The 20,475-nt window shown below is 68.4% G+C and carries 18 protein-coding genes; 10 read left to right on the top strand and 8 right to left on the bottom strand.

Annotated elements, in window-relative coordinates; genetic code table 11:
• Positions 1-125 precede the first annotated feature (125 nt).
• From O9255_RS15130 to O9255_RS15120, 3 genes are read left to right on the top strand one after another with little or no spacing between them, the layout of a single operon-like run.
• Entirely contained in the window at positions 126-881 is a 756-nt protein-coding gene (locus O9255_RS15130) for a hypothetical protein (protein WP_297867696.1), read from the top strand.
• Positions 878-2,068 (top strand): M48 family metallopeptidase, encoded by a 1,191-nt coding sequence (locus O9255_RS15125; RefSeq protein ID WP_297867695.1) that lies wholly within the window; start codon positions 878-880, stop codon positions 2,066-2,068. Before O9255_RS15130 ends, O9255_RS15125 begins: the two co-directional genes overlap by 4 nt.
• Positions 2,065-2,649 (top strand): hypothetical protein, encoded by a 585-nt coding sequence (locus O9255_RS15120; protein ID WP_297867694.1) that lies wholly within the window; start codon positions 2,065-2,067, stop codon positions 2,647-2,649. Before O9255_RS15125 ends, O9255_RS15120 begins: the two co-directional genes overlap by 4 nt.
• Before the next feature lie 57 nt (positions 2,650-2,706).
• On the opposite strand, the gene O9255_RS15115 is transcribed toward O9255_RS15120, so the two are convergent.
• Positions 2,707-3,213 carry a peptidylprolyl isomerase gene (locus O9255_RS15115; protein WP_297867693.1) on the bottom strand — a complete coding sequence of 169 codons (507 nt, stop codon included), beginning with the start codon at positions 3,211-3,213 and terminating at the stop codon, positions 2,707-2,709.
• Between the two features lie 197 nt (positions 3,214-3,410).
• Between O9255_RS15115 and typA the strand changes: the two genes are divergently transcribed.
• From typA to O9255_RS15100, 3 genes are all read left to right on the top strand, one after another.
• Complete coding sequence (gene typA / locus O9255_RS15110; RefSeq protein ID WP_297867692.1) at positions 3,411-5,240, top strand: translational GTPase TypA; 1,830 nt, start codon at positions 3,411-3,413, stop codon at positions 5,238-5,240.
• A 37-nt stretch (positions 5,241-5,277) separates the two neighbouring features.
• Positions 5,278-6,057: a sulfite exporter TauE/SafE family protein gene (locus tag O9255_RS15105; RefSeq protein ID WP_297867691.1), complete on the top strand. Its 780-nt coding sequence runs from the start codon at positions 5,278-5,280 to the stop codon at positions 6,055-6,057.
• A 64-nt stretch (positions 6,058-6,121) separates the two neighbouring features.
• Positions 6,122-7,753, top strand: coding sequence for an amidase (locus tag O9255_RS15100; RefSeq protein ID WP_297867690.1), 1,632 nt, complete (start codon positions 6,122-6,124; stop codon positions 7,751-7,753).
• A gap of 329 nt (positions 7,754-8,082) precedes the next feature.
• Here O9255_RS15100 and O9255_RS15095 read toward each other — a convergent pair whose 3' ends face one another.
• Positions 8,083-10,833, bottom strand: a complete 2,751-nt coding sequence (locus O9255_RS15095) for a winged helix-turn-helix domain-containing protein (protein WP_297867689.1) — start codon at positions 10,831-10,833, stop codon at positions 8,083-8,085.
• A 4-nt stretch (positions 10,834-10,837) separates the two neighbouring features.
• Positions 10,838-11,194, bottom strand: a complete 357-nt coding sequence (locus O9255_RS15090; protein WP_297867688.1) for a winged helix-turn-helix domain-containing protein — start codon at positions 11,192-11,194, stop codon at positions 10,838-10,840.
• Between the two features lie 85 nt (positions 11,195-11,279).
• On the opposite strand from O9255_RS15090, the gene O9255_RS15085 reads away from it, so the two are divergent.
• Together O9255_RS15085 and O9255_RS15080 are read left to right on the top strand one after the other, a co-directional pair.
• A complete protein-coding gene (locus tag O9255_RS15085) occupies positions 11,280-12,791 on the top strand; it encodes an NADP-dependent isocitrate dehydrogenase (protein ID WP_297867687.1) in 1,512 nt (503 codons plus the stop codon).
• Between the two features lie 76 nt (positions 12,792-12,867).
• The gene (locus tag O9255_RS15080) at positions 12,868-13,728 is read left to right on the top strand and encodes a DUF6671 family protein (protein WP_297867686.1); all 861 of its coding nucleotides are present in this window, start codon (positions 12,868-12,870) and stop codon (positions 13,726-13,728) included.
• 39 nt (positions 13,729-13,767) lie between these two features.
• Here the strand turns inward: O9255_RS15080 and O9255_RS15075 are convergent, their stop codons facing one another.
• Together O9255_RS15075 and O9255_RS15070 are read right to left on the bottom strand one after the other, a co-directional pair.
• Positions 13,768-15,162, bottom strand: a complete 1,395-nt coding sequence (locus tag O9255_RS15075) for a 3-deoxy-7-phosphoheptulonate synthase class II (protein ID WP_297867685.1) — start codon at positions 15,160-15,162, stop codon at positions 13,768-13,770.
• Between the two features lie 90 nt (positions 15,163-15,252).
• Positions 15,253-15,768, bottom strand: a complete 516-nt coding sequence (locus O9255_RS15070) for a disulfide bond formation protein B (RefSeq protein ID WP_297867684.1) — start codon at positions 15,766-15,768, stop codon at positions 15,253-15,255.
• Positions 15,769-15,888: 120 nt separating this feature from the next.
• Here O9255_RS15070 and O9255_RS15065 point away from each other — a divergent pair, with 120 nt between their 5' ends.
• Positions 15,889-16,848, top strand: coding sequence for a hypothetical protein (locus O9255_RS15065; RefSeq protein ID WP_297867683.1), 960 nt, complete (start codon positions 15,889-15,891; stop codon positions 16,846-16,848).
• Between the two features lie 250 nt (positions 16,849-17,098).
• Positions 17,099-17,677, top strand: a complete 579-nt coding sequence (locus O9255_RS15060) for a hypothetical protein (protein ID WP_297867682.1) — start codon at positions 17,099-17,101, stop codon at positions 17,675-17,677.
• 26 nt (positions 17,678-17,703) lie between these two features.
• Here O9255_RS15060 and O9255_RS15055 read toward each other — a convergent pair whose 3' ends face one another.
• The 3 genes from O9255_RS15055 to rpoA form a co-directional block, all read right to left on the bottom strand.
• Positions 17,704-18,816, bottom strand: coding sequence for a hypothetical protein (locus O9255_RS15055; protein WP_297867681.1), 1,113 nt, complete (start codon positions 18,814-18,816; stop codon positions 17,704-17,706).
• A gap of 241 nt (positions 18,817-19,057) precedes the next feature.
• Complete coding sequence (gene rplQ / locus O9255_RS15050) at positions 19,058-19,444, bottom strand: 50S ribosomal protein L17 (protein WP_297867680.1); 387 nt, start codon at positions 19,442-19,444, stop codon at positions 19,058-19,060.
• A gap of 28 nt (positions 19,445-19,472) precedes the next feature.
• Positions 19,473-20,471, bottom strand: a complete 999-nt coding sequence (rpoA, locus tag O9255_RS15045) for a DNA-directed RNA polymerase subunit alpha (RefSeq protein WP_297867679.1) — start codon at positions 20,469-20,471, stop codon at positions 19,473-19,475.
• Between the last annotated feature and the right edge of the window lie 4 nt (positions 20,472-20,475).

Below are 20,475 nucleotides of genomic sequence, written 5' to 3'. Positions count from 1 at the left end.
CGGACTCCCCTCGGCGGCGTTGGCGGTAAGCCCGAAAGTGTAGCACCGCGCCGCCCGGCACCCGCCTTGCGGGGGCGGTGCCGCATCACCGAAGCTCCGGGCCACGCCCCTCGCCGGACCCGCGCATGACCGCCCGATTCCCACGCGGCCGCTTCGCTACCGCCTTCGTGCTGGCCCTGCTGGGGAGCGCCTGCGCCGCCGCCGCGACCCGCCCGGCGACCGCCCCCGGCGAGGACGGCCAGCCGCTCCGGATCGAAGGCACGGTGGTGCTGGTCGAACCCAACATCGAACTGAGCCTCATCACCGCCGGCGGCCTGCTGGAACCGCGCGAGGCGTGGTCCCGCGACGCCCGACGCTTCTACGCCGAGGCGGTACGCACCCACCTCGCTGCCGCCAACACCCCGCAGGCCCCGGATTTCGACGTTCCCGACGACCTCGAACCCGACTCGCGCCTCGGCCAGGTGGTGCGGTTGAACGAGGCGGTGGCGCTCTCGATCAGCCAGTTCCTCCTGCCCGGCGGCGCATTGGCCACGAAACGCGACGCCGCCGGCCAGCCCCGCTTGGACTGGACGCTCGGCGAGGGCGTGGTGGAACTCCGGGCCGCCAGCGGCGCGGACTACGCGCTGTTCACCTACGTGCGCGACAGCTACGCCAGCGGCGGCCGCACCGCACTGCGCGTGTTCGGCGTCATCGCCGGCGCGGCGATGGGCACGGGCCTCGACATCGGCGGCGGCAGGCAACACGGCGTCGCGACCCTCGTCGACCTCCGCACGGGCAAGGTGGTGTGGTTCAACCAGTTGGCGCGCCAAAGCGGCGACCTTCGCGAACGCGACGAGGCACGGAAGAGCGTGGACCGGCTGCTCGAGGGCCTGCCGCTGTGACGCGTTTGGCCCGCCCACTCGCACTCGCCGTGGGTCTCGGGCTCGGCATCGCCGCGTTCGCACCCGGTGCGGACGCCGCGCTGCGACCGATGGCGCCCGGGGAACGCCCGGCGGCGGACAGCACGGAGGCCGAGCTCTGGTACGGCATGGATCGCGCCGAGCAGGAGCTGCGTGGCCTACCGCAAGTGGAACGCGATGCCGCGCTCAACGCCTATCTGCGCGACGTGCTCTGCCGCGTGGCCGGTCCACACTGCGGCGACCTGCGGGTGTACGTGGTGACGGCCCCCGAGTTCAACGCCTCGATGGCGCCGAACGGCGCGACCCTCGTCTTCACCGGCGCCCTGCTGCGGCTGCGCTCGGAAGACGAAATCGCCGTGCTGCTGGGCCACGAGTTCGCGCATTACCGCCAGCGCCACTCCCTACAGCAGTGGCGGGCCAGCAAACGCAGAAGCGCCACGATGGGCACCGTCGGGTTGGCCACGCTTGGCGCCGGCATCGGACTGGTGGGCGGTGTCGCACAGCTCGCAGGGACGGCCGGACTGTCGGGCTTCTCGCGCGAGCATGAACGCGAGGCGGATACCTTGGGTTTCGAATTCGCCGCCGCGCAGGGCTACGTGCCGGGCGCAGGGCTCGCGCTGTGGGAACGGTTGGCGCGCGAGGAAGCCGCGACCATCGGCCGACGGCGCCATCCCGTATTCGCCAGCCACCCCGAGACTGCAGCGCGCGTCGAAGCGCATCGGCGGATGGCGACGGCCGCGGCGGTCGTCCCGCCCCTCGATCTCGTGGCCCAACGCCGTGAGCGCTACCAGACGGCCATCGAGCCCTTCCTCGAAGGCTGGCTCGCGGATGAGTTGACGCGTCGCCGCTACGCCGCCTCGATCCAGATGATCGGCGAACTGCATGCCGACGCGCCGCCCGCATGGCGCGGACGCACCGCGCACTACCTCGGCGAAGCCTACCGCCTTCGTCGCGGGGAAGGCGATGCAGCGAAGGCCGCCACCCTCCAGGCCGAGGCCGTCGCCGCGCCTGACGCTCCGCCCGCCGCCTTCCGCGAACACGGCTACGCGCTGCATGCGGCCGGCGACGCCGCCGGTGCGCGCGACGCCCTCGCCCGTTACCTCCACCTGCGGCCGGACGCCCCGGACCGCGCGTTCGTCGAACGCGACCTCGAGGCCCTCGCGCCATGACGAACGCTTGCGCCCTGCGCACTGCCCTGCTGCTGCTCGCCCTCGCGGGGCTTGCCGCCTGCGCCACCGGCGGCCGACTGCAGACAGCCGGCCGTACCGAGGTGTTGGGCATGACGGTAGAGACCTCGCTCGATTGGGCGCGCTATGCCAGCCCGCGCCAGGAGGCCTGGACCATCGATGGCACCGCCCTGAACCAGCTCCGCCTGATCACCGGCACCCGACCGGGCGAGCACGTGTTCCACCTCGGTCGCGAACGCCGCAACCTGCCCCAAGGCGCGTGGTACCAGCCCGGCCTGCGCCCCGACGAGCTGCACGAACTGCTGCTCGCCGCCCTGCGCGAACAGGGCTGGGCAGAGGTCGAGTCCAGCAACCTTCGCCCGGCGCGCTTCGGCACCGTCGAGGGCCTGCGCTTCGAGTTCACCATGGCCTCGCAGCGCGGCCTGCGCTACGCCGGCACCGCCGCCCTGTTCGAGCGCGACGGCAGGCTCACCACGATCTACTGGCAAGCGCCGGTGGAGCACTACCACGCCCGCGACGCCGCGGCGGTGGCGGCCCTGATCGACTCGATCCAGCCGCTCTGAGCACCGGAAACGACAAAGCCGCCCCGGAGGGCGGCTTCGCGGGTGCAGCGCGCCGGCTCAGCGCGCGGCTTCGTCCATCACCTTGTTCCACTCGGCGACGCGCTCGGCCTTGGCGGCCAGCACGGCATCGACGTCGCCCTCGAGCGTGACCTTCTCGATCAGGTCGCCGGTCTTGATGCTGTCGACGACCTCCAGGCCCGAGAGCACCTTGCCGAACACGGTGTGCTTGCCGTCGAGCCACGGGCAGGGCACGTGGGTGATGAAGAACTGGCTGCCATTGGTCTTCGGGCCGGCGTTGGCCATCGACAGGACGCCGCGCTCGTGCGACAGGCCGGTGCCGACCTCGTCCTCGAAGCGATAGCCCGGGTTGCCGGTGCCACGGCCCTGCGGGCAGCCGCCCTGGATCATGAAATCGGCGATGACGCGGTGGAAGTTCAGGCCGTCGTAGAACTTGCGGCGGGCCAGGTTCACGAAGTTGGCGACCGTCAGCGGGGCCTTGTCGGCGTGCAGGGCGACCTGGATCGGGCCGCGGGCGGTGTGGAAGGTGGCGGTGACGGTGCTCATGGCGGGCTCCGGGTCTCGGAAAAAGGGGGCGCAGTGTACCCCGAGCCCCCACCGCGACCGTCCCGCCGCGGCGCTGCAGCCCCCCGGACGGGGACCCGGCCGGCGGGGAACCGTTAACGTCCCGTCAACCCGGGCCGGTATACTCCCGGGCTTCCTTTCCGACCGAGCTCCAGCGCCCCCCGTGGCGCCGCCTCCCCATGTCCATCGAGAACCTGCGCAACATCGCCATCGTCGCCCACGTCGACCACGGCAAGACCACCCTCGTCGACTGCCTGCTGAAGCAGTCGGGCACGCTGAGCGAGCGCACCGTGCTGGCCGAGCGCGTGATGGACAGCAACGACCAGGAAAAGGAACGCGGCATCACCATCCTGGCCAAGAACACCGCCATCACCTGGCAGGGCAACCGCATCAACATCGTCGACACCCCGGGCCACGCCGACTTCGGCGGCGAGGTCGAGCGCGTGCTGTCGATGGTCGACTCGGTGCTGATCCTCGTCGACGCGATGGACGGCCCGATGCCGCAGACCCGCTTCGTGACGCAGAAGGCCTTCGCGATGGGCTTCAAGCCGATCGTCGTGGTCAACAAGATCGACCGCCCCGGCGCGCGCCCGGACTGGGTGATCGACCAGGTGTTCGACCTGTTCGACAAGCTCGGCGCCACCAACGAGCAGCTTGATTTCCCGATCGTCTACGCCTCGGCCCTGCACGGCTACGCCAGCCTCGACGACGCCGCCCGCGACGGCGACATGACCCCGCTCTACGAAGCGATCATGAAGCACGTGCCGGCGCCGCCGGTCGCCGCCGACGGCCCGTTCCAGATGCGCATCTCGCAGCTGGACTACAACAACTTCGTCGGCGTCATCGGCATCGGCCGCATCCAGCGCGGCACGCTGAAGAAGAACATGCCGGTCACCGTGATCGGCCGCGACGGCAAGAAGCGCCAGGGCAAGGTGATGCAGGTGCTCGGCTTCATGGGCCTCGAGCGCATCGAGCAGGAAACCGCCGAAGCCGGTGACATCGTCGCCATCTCGGGCATCCAGGACCTGACCATCTCCGACACCGTCTGCTCGATCGACATGCCGGAAGCGCTGCCGGCGCTCACCGTCGACGAGCCGACGATCTCGATGACTTTCCAGGTGAACAACTCGCCGTTCGCCGGCAACAAGGACCTCTCGGGCGGCAAGTTCCTCACCAGCCGCCAGATCAAGGACCGCCTCGAGCGCGAGGCCGTGCACAACGTCGCCCTGAAGGTCGAGCAGCTCGAAGACGCCGACAAGTTCCTCGTCTCGGGCCGCGGCGAGCTGCACCTCTCGGTGCTGATCGAGAACATGCGCCGCGAGGGCTACGAGCTCGCGGTGTCGCGCCCGGAAGTGATCATCAAGGAGATCGACGGCCAGCTGATGGAGCCGATCGAGCAGCTCGTGGTGGACGTCGAAGAGCAGCACCAGGGCGGCGTCATGGAGAAGCTCGGCACCCGCAAGGCCCAGCTCACCAACATGGAGCCGGACGGCAAGGGCCGCGTGCGCCTCGACTACATGATCCCGGCGCGTGGCCTGATCGGCTTCCAGAACGAGTTCCGCACCCTCACGCAGGGTTCGGGCCTGCTGTTCCACGTGTTCGACCACTACGGCCCGAAGGAAGCCGGCCAGATCGCCAAGCGCCTCAACGGCGTGATGATCGCCAACGCCCCGGGCCCGACCCCGGCCTACGCGCTGGGCCCGCTGCAGGAGCGCGGCAAGCTGTTCGCCGCCGAAGGCGACCAGGTGTACGAAGGTCAGCTCGTCGGCATCCACTCGAAGGACAACGACCTGACGGTGAACGCCATCCGCACCAAGCCGCTGACCAACATGCGCGCTTCGGGCAAGGACGACGCGATCCAGCTGTCGCCGCCGATCAAGTTCACCCTCGAGCAGGCGCTGGACTTCATCGATGACGACGAGCTGGTCGAGATCACGCCGAAGGAAATCCGCCTGCGCAAGAAGCTGCTGACGGAAAACGAGCGCAAGCGCGCCGGCCGCGCGGCCTGATCCAACGCGGGCGCCGGCCTGCCGGCGCCCGTTCCCGATGCTCGCCGAGCTCACGCCCGAACTGCTGGCGCTGACCGCACTGGCCGGCCTCGCCGCCGGCTTGCTCGACAGCATCGTTGGCGGCGGCGGGCTGATCCTCACGCCGGCGATGCTCAACCTGCATCCCGGCCTGTCGATCCTCCAGACCATCGGCACGCAGCGCACGAGCTCGATGTTCGGCACCAGCGTCGCGGCCTGGAACTACCTGTCACGCATCCCGGTCGAGCGGCGGATCGTCGTGCCGGCCTGCATCGGCGGGCTCGTGGCTTCCGCCATCGGCGTGCAGTTCGCCAAGTGCCTCGACCCCGAACTGCTGAAGTGGACCGTGCTGGCGATCTGCGCCGTGCTTGCGGTCTACACCGCGTTCCGCAAGGACTTCGGCCTCGTTGAATCCCGGCGCTACCCGCTCGAGAAGGAAGCCCTCGTGGCCACCGGCGTCGGCATGGCCTGCGGCTTCTACAACGGTCTGATCGGCCCGGGCACCGGAACGATCATGGTCTTCGCCTTCGTCAGCGTGCTGGGCCTCGATTTCCTGAAATCCTCGGGCGTGTCGAAAGCGGCGAACGTCGCGGCCGACGTGAGCTCGTGGACCGTGCTGGCGATCGGCGGCTTCGTGGTGTGGGTGCTCGCGGTGCCGCTGATCCTCGGCAACATGCTGGGCAGCTGGATCGGCAGCCACCTCGCCATCCGCAAGGGCCAGCGCTTCGTCCGCTACGTGTTCCTCGGCGTGGTCACGGCACTTATCGGCAAGCTCGCCTTCGACCTGCTGCGCGGTTGAGCCGTTCACGGCACGGCGTGCGGCGTCGCGATTAGCATCAAGGCTTCCGTGATTGGAGCCCACCATGCCGAACCGTCCGCGCGCCCTGCCCGCCCTGATCGCGGGCCTGCTCGTCCTTGCTGCCTCCGGCCTCTCGGGCTGCGCCAACCGCGCTGACGAGGGCGGATCGAACGCGCTGCCGGTGAGCGATGACGGCACCCTGGCGACGGCCGCCGCGACGCCGAAGGTCGACGTCGTCGAGCTTTCCGTGGCCAACGCGCAGGCCGGCATGGCGGCCGGCAGGTTCACCAGCGCCGACCTCGTCGACGCCTACCTCGCGCGCATCGCCGCCATCGATGATTCGGGCCCGACGCTCAACGCCGTCATCGCCCTCAACCCGGAGGCCCGCGCCGACGCGGAGGCCCTGGACGCCGAGCGCGCGGCGGGCCAAGTCCGCGGGGCGCTGCACGGCATCCCCGTGCTGGTGAAGGACAACATCGACGTCGCCGGCCTGCCCACCACCGCAGGCTCGCTGGCCCTCGCAAACCACGTGCCCGCCGACGACGCCACGCTGGTCGCTTCGCTGCGAGAGGCCGGTGCCGTGATCCTCGGCAAGACCAACCTGAGCGAGTGGGCCAACTTCCGCTCGACGAACTCCATCTCCGGCTGGAGCAGCGCCGGCGGCCAGACGCGCAATCCCTATGTGCTCGACCGCAACGCCTGCGGTTCGAGTTCCGGCACCGGCGCCGCCATCGCCGCCAGCCTGGCGACGGTCGGCGTCGGCACCGAAACCGACGGCAGCATCCTTTGCCCCTCGGCGGTGAACGGGCTGGTCGGCTTCAAGCCGACGGTCGGCCTCGTGTCCGCCGACGGCATCGTGCCGATCTCGGCTTCGCAGGACACCGCTGGGCCGATGGCGCGCTCGATCGCGGACGCGGCCGCGCTGATGGAAGCGATGTCGGGTCTTGAGCCGATCGCCACGACCGACGCTCCGGAAACGAATGACGCGGGCGCTGCCGCTACGCTGGCCGGAAAGCGCTTCGGCCTGCTGCGGCAAGCGATGGGCCGCCACGGCGGCCTCGATGCCGCGACCGAGGCGGCCGTGGCCCAACTTCGCGCGGCCGGCGCCGAGGTGGTCGATGCGGAGATCCCGACCTGGGGCCAATGGGGCGAGGCCGAACTCACGGTGCTGCTCTACGAGTTCAAGGACGGATTGAACCGCTACCTCGCCGAGGGGCCGGCGCCGGTGGCCGACCTCGAGGCCCTGATCGCCTGGAACACCGCGAACGCCGACCGGACGATGCCCTGGTTCGCGCAGGAGCTGTTCGAACAGGCGCAGGCGAAGGGGCCGTTGACGGAGCCCGCCTATCTGGAGGCACGGGCGTCGGCGAAGCGTCTGGCGGGGGAAGACGGGTTGCTGAAGGTGCTTCGGGAGGGTCGATTCGATGCGCTGATCGCCCCCACCACCGGGCTAGCATGGCCGATCGACCCCGTGCTGGGCGACCACTTCACGAGCGCGGGCTACGGCGCGGCCGCCGTGGCCGGGACCCCCAGCCTGACGGTACCGATGGGCGAGATCCATGGCCTGCCGGTCGGCCTGAGCCTGCTCGGACCAAAGGATGGCGATGTTGGACTGCTGGCCTTGGGGGCGGCCGTCGAGGCCTCGTTAGGCGAGGCGCGTCGCGCGCCGGACTTCCGGCCCACGCTGCAGCCCTGAGGGCAGTGGTCAGCGCCCACGCGAAACTCGGGGCCCGGAAAAGTCGAAGGCGCCGGTTCCGAACCGGCGCCTTCGTGGTCATCTGAACCCCTGTAACTCCTGGATTCCACCTCCTGTGGAATCGCCCCGGGGGCGAACAGCGCTATCGGCCTCCTTGCTGGCTCCCTGCCATGCGGGTGTCCCCACCCTTCGAACCGCCACTGCCCGTCCCGGAGTGGCGTGACGATGCCAAACCGCCGCCGATTCACGCTTTCCTCAAGCGTGAGCATTTCTGAAGAGTTATGAAAGCCTTATGAAACAATGCCTTGAGTGGAGACCGAAGCGCTGACTCAGCGGATCATGGCGTCCACAGCCTGCTCCGCATCCGCCAGAGCGCGACGCCGATAATCGTCCGGAGCCAGCCGGGCGAGACCCAACCGGCAGGCGCTGAGGGCCACGCCCGCCTGGTCGAGCTGCCCTCGACGCGTCGCGATCTGGCTTTCGAAGCAACGCGCCATCGCGAGGCGGGGGTGGTGGTCCGGCAGGACCTCGGAGGCCCTCGCCCGGAAGCCGGCCAGAGCCTGGGCCGCATCCTCGGTGCGCCCCAGCAGTAGCAGGGTTTCGGCCCAAAGCTCCTGGATGTCGACGGCCCGCGCATCGCGACCGAACGTCTCCGGTTGTCCCACGAGCTGCAGGCGCGCCATCACGGCGCTCGCGCCTTGGCGGTCGCCCTGCCGGGCCAAGCTGCGGGCCAGCTCGGAACCCGCCAGCACCGTGAGGATGTGGCGTTCGCCCAGCGCTTGGCCCCATCCGCGATGCGCGCGGCCGAACAAACCCGTCGCCTCGTCTTCCCTACCCTGCCCGGCCGCGACCAGGCCCTGGCGATACTCGACCGCCAACGAGTCCGGGTGGTCAGGCCCCAGCCGATCCAGGAACAGGCGATCCAGACGCTCGAGGATGGCGCCCGCCTCGGCGAAGCGACCGGCCCGGGCCAGCGCCTCCGCATAGTCGGAAAGCGCCCAGGCCGTCCGAGGATCGTCGGGCCCGGATTCACGCTCGCGCAGGGCGACTAGGGCGCGGAAGGATTCCGCCGCCGCACCTTCCTCGCCGATACGGCTCTGGCAAAGGCCGATGAACCAGCGCGCATCGGCTTCCACCCCGGCAGGCAACTGGCTCCGGCGCGGTTCGTCGGCGAGGACCGAGCCGAGCTGGCCCACCACCTCGCCGCATCGCCCGCTTTCGTAGAGCAGCTTCGCGCCCTCCACGAGGCTGGCATCGGAAACGGCGCCGAGGGTGGTCCGATCGAGGGCGACGGCCGCGTCGCAGGCGGTCTGCGCGGCTTCCAGGTTTCCGGCCAGCCGCTCCAACTGGCACAGACGCCGCTGCTGGCCTGCCAGCGACTCCGCACCGGGGCTGTCCCCCTCGGTGCGCTCGATCGCCCACCGCTGGTGGCGCGCGGCCTTCGCGTATTCGCCCCAGGACTCGTAGGCCTCGGCGACCGACGCATGCACCGCCGCGGCGACCAGGGGGCGCTCGCCGAGCCGCTCGTCGATCTTCTCTGCCGCCGCATCGAGGGAACTGCGCAAACTGATCCCGGCGTCGCCACCGCGGTACGGATCGGCTCGGGTGAGCATGTCGTCGGTCAGGAATCCGAGCACGGCCTGGGCCTCGCTGCGCCGCACGGCCTCGTCGCGCCGCGCGTCCCACGCCAGCCAGCCCGCCCAACTGGCAACGGCCAACCCGACGAACAGGGCCGCCGTCGCTGCTCCCAGCAGGCGCAGCCGGACCTGCTGACGCTGCAGTTGCTGCGCGGCGAGGCGCTCGCGGGCCGCGGCCTCGTCGTGGGCTTCGGCGGCAAGGCGCCGCGCCGGCAGCTGGCGCAGGTGCAGCGCCAACTGCTGGGCGCCGAGGGTGCGTTCCTCCACCCGGAGTGCAGCCAACGCGCGGATATCGTCGCGCAACAGCGGATCATCGACATCGGCCTCCCAGCCCGGCGCCAGCGGACGCCGCAGGTCCCCGACGACCAACTGGTAGAGGAGGACGCCCAGCGCGTAGAGATCGCTGCGCTGCGTGGGCAGGCCACCCGCCAGGACCTCGGGGGCGCTGTGGAGGGCGGCGCCCGCGCCGGGAGCGGACGCTTGGCGGGCATCGACGAGAACGTCCGCGTCGAGGAGCGTTTCGGTCTGCTGCGACAGCGGCGAGGCATGGCCACCGCCGAGGTCCGCCAAGGCCGTGCGCCAGCCTTCGGATAGCGACGAGTCCGGCGACAGGAAGACATTGCCCGGCTTCAGGTCCTGATGGACGACGCCCGCGGCGTGCAGTTCCCCGAGGGTGTCGGCGATCTGCGCGAGCAAGGCGAGGCGGTGCTCCAAGGGCACGCCGCCGCCGACCGTCCGCGCGGCCATCCAGCGCGCCAGGTCACCATCCTCGAAGTACGGGTACTCGACGAACACGGGCGGCTCGTCGAGCTGCCAGCCGAGCGCGGGCGCGAGGCCGGGCACGCTATGGTTGATGGCCGCGAGGTAGCGATGCAGGGCGACCTCCCGGCGCACGTGACGCAAGCCATCTTCACCGAGACCGAGCTTGAGTGCCCTCGGCGCCTCACCCGCCACGGAATCGGCGAGCAACACCATGCTGTGCCCGCTGCGACCGAGCACGCGACGGAACGTCCATCCCGACCGGTTCGGCACCGCCGCACCGACCCAGTCGTGCTCGGCGGCGGGAGCGGGCGGCAGCGTTTCGGACTCTGCCCAGTGCACCTCGCCCGCCCAGCGATAGCCGTAACCATGGACCGACTGCAGCGGTGCACCGGCCTCGTCGCCCAGCTCGCGACGCAGCCGGCTGATCGCCTTGGCCAGCGAGTTCTCAGAAACGACGCGTCCGGGCCACGCAGCGTCGAGCAGATCGTCCTTGCCGAGCACCTGTCCGGCACGCAGCAGCAGGGCAAGCAGCACCTCGTACGACGAGCGGTCGAGTAGCAACACTTGCCGCCCACGCCGCACTTGCGCGCTGCGCAGGTCCAATTCGGCACCCGGCCAGCGCAGCACGCCGCTGCGCGGCACCTCGCCTGGAGCCCGCGGGTTCGGATCCGTTACCGACATCCGGTCATCGGCCCTTGCCGAGGAGGAGAGCGAGGATGTCGCCGATGCTGCGGTGCTTCTCGAGCGGGTGGCGGAGCGGCAGCGTGGTGTCGAGCCGGTAGCGGTTGCGCCGGCCGTCGCGTTCGCGCGTCAACGCGCCCGCGGCCTCGAGCTCGGCAACGATGCGCTGAACCGCGCGCTCGGTGATGCCGACCTTCGAGGCGACGTCGCGCAGCGTCTGTTCCGCGTCCGCCGCGAGGCACACCAGCACATGGGTGTGGTTGCTGAGGAAAGTCCACGGGGCGTCGGTGTCCACCGGCTTCGAGATCGCCCGGGTGCCTGATCCCGCCTTCGCCGCAGGCTTCGCGGGCGAAGCCTTCACGCGCGACTCACCCACGGGCTTGCGCCGCACGGATTTTCGCGCTTCAATATTCACGACATCTTTTTCGTGTTTCGGAGATCGCACAATGTCCGCCGTCCTCGCTGAATCCCTTGCCCCGCCCCGCTACGTCCCCGCCGCGCTGCCGGCCACCACCATCCCGGTCGCCGCAGGCGATGGCATCGGTCCCGAGATCATGGACGCCACGCTGGCCATCCTCAAGGCCGCCGACCCGGCCCTCGCCTTCCACGCCGTCACGGTTGGCCTGAAGGCCTACGAAGGCGGACTGATGGCTGGCATCGGCGAGGACACCTGGCAGGCCATCGACCAGCACAAGATCATCCTCAAGGGCCCGATCACCACGCCGCAGGGCGGCGGCTACAAGTCGGTGAACGTCACGCTGCGCAAGACGCTGGGCCTTTACGCCAACCTCCGCCCCTGCGTGTCCTACCACCCCTACGTGACCGCGCTGCACCCGACGATGGACGTCGTGATCGTCCGCGAGAACGAGGAGGACACCTACGCCGGCATCGAACACCGCCAGAGCGACGAGGTGGTGCAGTGCCTGAAGCTGATCACGCGTCCCGGCTGTGAGCGCATCGTGCGCTACGCCTTCGAGTACGCCCGCGCGCACGGGCGGAAGAAGGTCACGTGCATGACCAAGGACAACATCATGAAGCTCACCGACGGCCTGTTCCACAAGGTCTTCGACGAGATCGCGCCGCAGTACCCGGAAATCGCGACGAACCACATGATCATCGACATCGGCACGGCGCGCATGGCCAGTCGTCCGACCGACTTCGATGTGGTGGTCACGCCCAACCTCTACGGCGACATCCTCTCCGACGTCGCCGCCGAAGTGGCCGGCTCGATCGGCCTCGCCGGCTCGTCCAACATCGGCCACGACTGCGCGATGTTCGAGGCCGTGCACGGCTCCGCGCCGGACATTGCCGGCAAGGACATCGCCAACCCCTCGGGCTTGCTGCTCTCCGCAGTGATGATGCTGGTGCACCTCGGCCGTTCGAAGCCCGCCACGGACATCCACAACGCCTGGCTCTGCGCACTGGAAGAAGGCCTCCACACCGGCGACATCTACCGCGCCGGCGTGAGCACGAAGAAGGTCGGCACCCGCGAGTTCGCCGAGGCCGTCATTGCTCGCCTCGGGCAGACGCCGAACAAGATGGCCGCGGTCGACTACCCCGAGCGCGAGCCGGAATCGCTGGTGCACCCGGACGTGTCGATTCCGCCGCACGTCAATGCGAAGAAGGCACTGGTCGGCGTCGATGTGTTCGTGAACTGGGACACCGACACCCGCGACCCGAACGAACTCGGCGCGGCGCTCGAAGGCCTCGCCGGCGACGACTTCCGCCTCGCGCTGATCACCAACCGCGGCGTGAAGGTCTACCCGAACGGCAACCCGCAGACCCTGCGTACCGACCACTGGCGCTGCCGCTTCCCGGCCAAGGCCGACACCGTCGACGGGCAGGCCATCTCGCGGCTGCTGATGCGCATCGCGGATGCCGGCTTCGACGCGGTGAAGACCGAGAACCTCTACACCTTCGACGGCGTGCGCGGCTACTCGCAGGCGCAGGGCGAATAAGCCCCACCGAGGGGAGCGCGAGGCGGCGTCCGACACGTCGGCGCCGCCTCGACGTGATCCGGCGGAGACTGTGCGCATGCCCCTGCCCTACCCCGATCCCCGCGTCGCGCTCGCGACCCTGCACGGCAAAGCCGATGCGCTGGCGCCGGCCTTGGCGTCGCTCGGCCTGCAGGTTGAGACCGTCGCGATCGACACCGACGCGCTCGGCACCTTCGCCGGCGATATCGAGCGACCAGGCACACCACACGAGGTCGTCATCGAAAAGGCCCGGCGCGGCATGGCCGTCAGCGGGCTGAAACTCGGCATCGCCACCGAGGGCAGCTTCGGCCCCGATCCGCTGCTCGGCTTCCTGCCCCTGCACATGGAGCTGCTGGCCTTCGTCGACGACGAGCACGGCCAGACGATCGTGGTCGAGCACGCGGGTCACGACACCAACTGGGTCTCGAAAGCGGTCCGGCCCGGCGACGACCTCCAGCCCGTGCTTGCCTCGATCGGCCTGCCCACCCATGCGGCCTTGGTGAAACCGAACCGGTGGACGGCGCGCCTCGATGAGCCGCTGCCCGTGGCCAAAGGCCTGATCGACCCGGCCGACGTCGCCGAAGCGATCGAGCGCATGGCGGCGCACTCGCAGGATGGTCTGGCCCGTCTTGAAGCCGACCTACGCGCACACATGAATCCGACCCGTCTCGCGGCCCTCGGCCGGCTCGGGCAGCGGCTGGCCGAGCGCTTGGCCACACCCTGCCCCGACTGTCGCGCACCCGGCTTCGGCCGGATCGACGCGCGCCTCGGGCTGCCCTGCGAAATGTGTGGGGAAGCGACCGACCTCGTCCGCGCCGAAATCCACGGCTGCGGCGTCTGCGGGCATCACGAAGACCGGCCTCGCGCCGATGGCCTGTCCGTCGCCGACGCGGGCCACTGCCCGGAATGCAATCCCTGAGCGCCCCGCCCCCAACGGGGCGAGGCGACGGTCATCAGATCAGAGCGACGCCGGCTGGGCGATCTGCGCCTGCTTGCGGACGATCAGCATGGCGATCTCGAGCGACTGCTCGTAGTTGAGCCGCGGGTCCACCGTGGTGCGGTAGTCGCGGGCCAGGTCGGCATCGACCAGCTCGCGCGCACCACCCGTGCACTCGGTGACGTTCTCGCCGGTCAGCTCGAGATGCACGCCGGCCAGACGCGTCCCGGCGGCCGCATGCGCATCGAAGCTCTGCTCCACTTCCGCACGGATGTTGTCGAAGCGGCGCGTCTTGTAGCCGTTCGCCGCCGTCTCGGTGTTGCCGTGCATCGGGTCGCACATCCACGCCACGCGGCGTCCTTCGCGCTTCATCGCCTCCAGCAGCGGCGGCAGCTTCTCGAGCACCTTCCCGGCGCCCATGCGGTGGATGTACACGAGGCGGCCCGGTTCGTTCTCCGGGTTCAGCACGTCGGCGAGGCGCAGGGCCTGGTCCGGCGTCACCGAGGGGCCCAGCTTGATGCCGATCGGGTTGCGGATGCCGCGGAAATACTCGGTGTGCGCGCCGTCGAGCTGCGCGGTGCGCATGCCGATCCACGGGAAATGCGTGCTGAGGTTGAACCAGCCCCACTGGCGCGGCACCTGGCGCGTCTGCGCCTCCTCGTAAGGCAGCAACAGCGCCTCGTGCGAGGTGTAGAAATCGACGCGGCTGAGGTTGTCGATCGGGCCGCCCGTCACCGTCTCCATGAAGCGCACGGCATCGCCGATGCCGCTCACCATCTTCTGGTACTCCTCGGCCAGCGGCGAGCGCGCCACCCAGCCGAGATCCCAATACTCCGGGTGGTGAAGATCGGCGAAACCACCATCGATCAGCGCGCGGACGAAGTTCATCGTCATCGCCGAGCGCGCGTGGCCCTTCACCATGCGGCGCGGGTCGGGGATGCGGGCTTCCGGCGTGAACTCCGGCGCGTTGATGAAATCACCGCGGTAGCTCGGCAGCGTCACGCCATCGCGCTCTTCGAGGTCGGCCGAGCGCGGCTTGGCGTACTGGCCGGCGAAGCGGCCGATGCGCACCACCGGCAGGTGCAGGCCGTGCACGAGCACGACGCTCATCTGCAGCAGCACCTTCAGGCGGTTCGAGATCAGGCCGCTTTCGCAGTCGGCGAAGCTCTCGGCGCAATCGCCACCCTGCAGGATGAAGCGCTTGCCCACCTCGGCCTCGGCGATCTGGCGCTTCAACGCCAGCACCTCCCAGGAGGTCACGAGCGGCGGCAGCGCTTCGAGCTCGCGGCCGACGGCCGCGAGGGCCTCGGCGTCCGGATAGTTCGGCTGCTGCAGCGCCGTCTTCGTCCGCCACGACGAGCGCGTCCAGGCAGCGGGCGCGTTGACGGGGGTGACGGGACGATCCTGCGCGTTCATCGGTGTTCTCTTTGGGGTTGGCCAAAGACTATGCCACGCGAGAATTCGAGTCGCGACTCCATTACATCCGCAACTTCATGAGCTCATGACTCAGCCGCGGCGTCGCAGCCCCGCCACCATCGCACCAACGCCCAGCAGTGCGAAGCACAGCAGCGTCCACGCCGGCATCGACAAGCCGAGGAAGCTCCAGTCGACCTTCGCGCAATCGGCCGAACCCGACAGCGTCTCGGCCAGCGCGTCGATGGGGCCCAGCGATTCGAGCATGTAGGACAGCCCCTGCCCGCTGCAGCTCGGGAAGCCGCTCGGCGGCTGCAGCTGCAGCCAAACGTGACGCGCCGCAATGCTGCCACCCACCGCGGCCAGCAGGGCGATGGCGATGCCGTAGGCGCCCCGGCCCGCGCGACCGCTGGGGTTGTGCAGGGCCGCAACGAGGCCGAGCAGGCCCATCCCGGCGAAGAAGAAGCGCTGCAGGATGCACAGCGGGCACGGCAGCATGAACATGCCGTGCTCGACGTAGAGCGCGAAACCGAGCAGGGCCGCGCAGACGGTGAAGCCGAACAGCATCTGCAAGCGGAAGGACCAGGCGAGGGGGTTGGCGTTCGGCATGGAGGACACACAGGGAAAGTCAAAAGGGATTGTGCTCCGACTACCGCAATCGCGGCCAGTTCCCTAGAGTCGCGCACGCGGACCACCCCCGGCTCCGCACACCAAGGACGATACCCCCCAATGCGCAAACTGATGTCATCTGCCGCCCTTGTGGCGGCTGGATTTTTCTCGCCCTCCATGCAGGCCCAGACCGCCCCGTCGAATGGATGGAGCGCTCACATCTCGGGCTGCTTCGCGTCCGACCCAACCTTTTCTGACAACGGACGCGGATTCGAGCGCTTACCAACACCGACGAATGCCCAACGCTTAACCACAACCTTTTCCGGCCAGCAGGTCACGATGGCCGTTTGGCGTCAGGACTGTGCGAACAACACAGCCTTCCCGATCCTGATGGTCCGCTTCGAGAACATCAGTCCTAGTGGCGCTCTGGTCATGCAGAACCGTGATTTCGAACTGCTTCAAGGTTCGAGCAGCACGTTCGCCGAGGAACCAGGCTACTGCGCTGCCGGCGTATGCCGCGTCGTCTCGCTTCCGGTGTACGACGAGCGAGGTCAGATCCAATTTGCGACGTGGGCCATCGCCCAAGCCCGCGATTCGAATGTCCTCCTCCGTAACGGCTTCCAGTTCCGCCTTCGCGGCACCACGCAGGCGGTAAGCATTGGCGGAACGACCGGTGGCGGTGGAGACTTGCCGATGGCAGGCGCTCTCAACGGCACCTACTTCGATCCGGCACGCAGTGGCGAAGGCATCCTCGTCGACTTTTTCGACGCTGGCGCCAACAAGGGCGTGTTCGTCTCCTGGTACACCTTCGACGATGCCGGCAACCCGTTGTGGCTGGTCGGCAACGCCACGCTGGCGCCGAACGGCACGCAGGTCGACGTCCCGTTGATCGTGACCCGCGGAGGCCGTTTCGGGCCTCTCTTCAACGCGGCTAATGTCACCCGGACGGGATGGGGCACGGTGAATCTCCGATTCCCAAACTGCTCCACCGCCGTCATGCGATACACGCGCACGTCGGATGGCCAGACGGGCCAGTACACGATGTCGCGCCTCGGCCCAGCCAGCGGCGTCAGCTGCTGATCCGCGCCCCAGCGTCAATGCAACGGCGGCCCCTCGGCCGCCGTTCTCATGCTGTTGAAGCCACGCGGCCCCGCTTTTCGAAGGCACCCAGAACCTTGAGTATCGAAGCTTCGGATTTCTGCAGGAACCGAGACGCAAGGTGCCGGTTCATCTCCAGCAGCTGCGGCAATCGCCGGCGTGCCAGCGATTAAGGTCCGCGGCGTGATCTGCAACCATCTCCGCTCCCACCCAAAAAAGAAGACTCCCCCCAATGAAGACCCGCTCACAGATCGCCGCTCTCACCCTAACCACAGTCCTTGCCGGCACCGCCGTCGCCCAAGTCCCGCCGGAACTGCTCGGCCTCGGCAACAGCACCCTCGAAGCCATCGACACCAGCAAGCTGCAAGCCCCGTCGGGCGGCGGCTGGGCGGACATCGGCCAAGGCAACAGCGAAGGATTGGGATGCGTCGTCTCGTTCATCAGCACCACGAGCAACGATGAGATCGGCGACACCTTTGGCCTCATCGGCCCGGCCACGAAAGAGCACGCCGAGAAGGGCATCGGCCTTGTCGTATTCACTGGCCGTCGCATTCCTCCTTCAACGCAGGATGGAGCCCTCCAGCGCATCACCATCCTCAGCGACGAAGCGCCCAACACGACCCGCGCCATGCACTACAGCAATGGCGAGATGAATGTCTTCATGGTGCCGGTGCAGATCACCGCGATGCTCGAAGCCAGCAACCCAGAGGAATCGATCGGCATCGTCTTCAACGGCGCGGAGGTTTATCGGGTGAACATCACCTCGTACAACGAGGGCCGAGTGAAGTTGCGCGACTGCATGCGCGGCTGACGCCGCCTCCGGCGTCCAGGCCCCGCTCAGGAGCGCGGGGCCTCGGTCATCTCTGCGCACAGGTTGGGCGACCAGCCGTCGCCGCTCTTGAACGCCGTGACGACGACATCCGCGACCCTGAACTCGCGCCGGCCGTCCGGAATCAGGACGAACTGGATGTTGCAGCTGCGATAAACCCCTTCGACCCAGCTGTGGCCGGTGTAAACGCGCTGAACAAAGTAACGGCTGTCGTAATCCTGGCCGTAAGCTAGGAAGCGGATCCCGGCCGCCTCGCTGACCTGCGGGGCCCCCATCGCCACCACGACATCGCGCTCGGATTTGCCCTGCCAAGCCATCAGCATGTCGGCTTCCGTCTTGCTGGTGTGTCGACCTCCGCGCAAGCGCGCGGCCTCGTCACGGAAGTCGAACTCCGCCTGCTGCTCCTCCAATGAAGCAAGCACCGCCGCCTTCTGTGCCTCCAGATTCCGCTGCGCCTCCTCGATGCGCTGCCGCAACGCCAGCCTTTCCTGCTCCGTCAGCGGGGCGCCATGGCTGATGGACGGCATCTGCACGTCGGGCCACATCTTCGACCACGTCAGCTCAGCCAGTTCCGTTTGCAGCAGGCTGCTTGGCACGACCAGCGTCTCCCCCAGCCCCAGCGGACTCATCCGCTCGCGGTACACTGCGGGAATCAACACGTTGTTCGCGTCGAACGACCCGTTGATCGCGGCGGTGACCAAAGGCGCATTGCACGCCACCTGATACGCCCGCTTCATGGTTTCGTTGGCGCTGGACTGCCACTCGGCGGAGGCCAGCGGCGTGATGTCCGGCGAATTCTTGGCGCGCGTGCGGCCGTCGTGCATCCGGAACAGCACCGCTTCCGGCATGCGCGTGGGCTGATCGTCGTCACCTGAGGCCGCGCGGCGAGAGCGTCGTTCGAGAGAAAGGCTCGGGCAGCGGATGTCCAAACGCGTCTGCATCCAGAACGGTCGATCCAAGGCCTCGTACACCATTGTGAGCCTGACCCGCTTGATGCTCTCGAGTTCCTTCAAGGCCGAGAGGTTCGAGAGCACAGGCAACGGACTTTCATCGTGGACGAAAGCATCGGCATAGGTGATGACGCGATTGGGCGTAACTCCTTGTTGATCGATCAGGACCAACCACGATGCAGATGCCGCAGACGAAAACGCGACTGCCAGAATCAGAGCAAGGTACACATGAGCGGGAGGAGGAGCCTTCATGCTTCAAGAAGCCTTTTGAAAACGGGGCCGGGGGGGATAATTGCTCGCGACCACGATCGCACAGGGAGACTGGCGCTAGCTTAATCCGCCGGCGAACGGCACAAACGAAAAACCCCGGCGTTAGCCGGGGTTTTTCTTCGAAGAACGCAGCGCTCGACGCTTACTCTGCGTCGACGGCCTCGGTGGCACGCGGGCGATCCACCAGCTCGACGTAAGCCATCGGGGCGTTGTCGCCCGGACGGAAGCCGCACTTGAGGATGCGCAGGTAGCCGCCCGGACGAGCGACGTAGCGCGGGCCGAGTTCGACGAACAGCTTGCCCACCGCTTCCTTGTCGCGCAGGCGCGAGAAGGCGAGACGACGGTTGGCGACGCCATCCGTCTTGGCCATCGTGATGAGCGGCTCGGCGATGCGACGCAGCTCCTTGGCCTTCGGCAGGGTGGTACGGATCAGCTCGTGCTTGAACAGCGACGAAGCCATGTTGCGGAACATCGCTTCGCGATGCGCGCTGGTGCGGCTGAATTTGCGGCCGGCGTTGAGGTGACGCATGGGTTGGGTTCCTTATCGATCGTGGGCCTTAGCCCATCATCACGCCCTGGGTGAGACCGGCCGGCGGCCAGTTCTCGAGCTTCATGCCGAGGGCGAGGCCGCGCTGTGCCAGCACTTCCTTGATCTCGGTGAGCGACTTCTTGCCCAGGTTCGGGGTCTTCAGCAGCTCCACTTCCGTGCGCTGGATCAGATCACCGATGTAGTAGATGTTCTCGGCCTTGAGGCAGTTGGCCGAACGGACGGTCAGTTCGAGGTCGTCGATCGGACGCAGCAGGGTCGGATCGACACCACCGGTCGCACTCTTGCTCGAAGCCGGACCGCGGACGATGAAGTCGCCGAACACCGACAGCTGGTCCGTGAGGATGCTGGCGGCGGTGCGGATGGCTTCTTCCGAATCGATCGTGCCGTTGGTCTCGATGTCGAGGACGAGCTTGTCGAGATCGGTGCGCTGCTCGACGCGGGCCGCTTCCACGGCATACGCCACGCGACGGACCGGGGCGAAACTGGCGTCCAGCATGAGGCGGCCGATCGCACGGGACTCTTCGTCCGGGCGACGACGCGCCGCAGCCGGCTGGTAGCCGAAGCCGCGCTCGATCTTGAGGCGCATGTTCAGCGCCGTGTCCTTCGTCAGCGTGCAGATCACGTGCTCGCCGTTGAGGATCTCGACGTTGTGGTCGGTCTTGATGTCCGCGGCGGTGACGACGCCCGGACCCTTCTTCTGAAGGGTGAGCATCGTCGACTCGACGTTGTGCATACGGATCGCCACGTCCTTGAGGTTCAGCAGGACGTCGAGGACGTCCTCCTGAAGGCCTTCAAGCGTGGTGTACTCGTGCAGCACGCCATCGATTTCCACCTCGGTGATGGCGCAACCCGGGATCGAGGACAGCAGCACGCGACGCAGCGCGTTGCCGATGGTGTGGCCGTAACCACGCTCCAGCGGCTCGATGACGACGCGGGCGCGGGTCGTCGACAGGCGCTCGATCTGCGGACCCTTGGGACGCAGCATCTGGATGGCATTTACCGTCATGGGC

This window comes from Silanimonas sp., from assembly GCF_027530345.1.
Taxonomy (GTDB): domain Bacteria; phylum Pseudomonadota; class Gammaproteobacteria; order Xanthomonadales; family Xanthomonadaceae; genus Silanimonas.
This window is presented reverse-complemented; position numbering and strand designations above follow the sequence as displayed.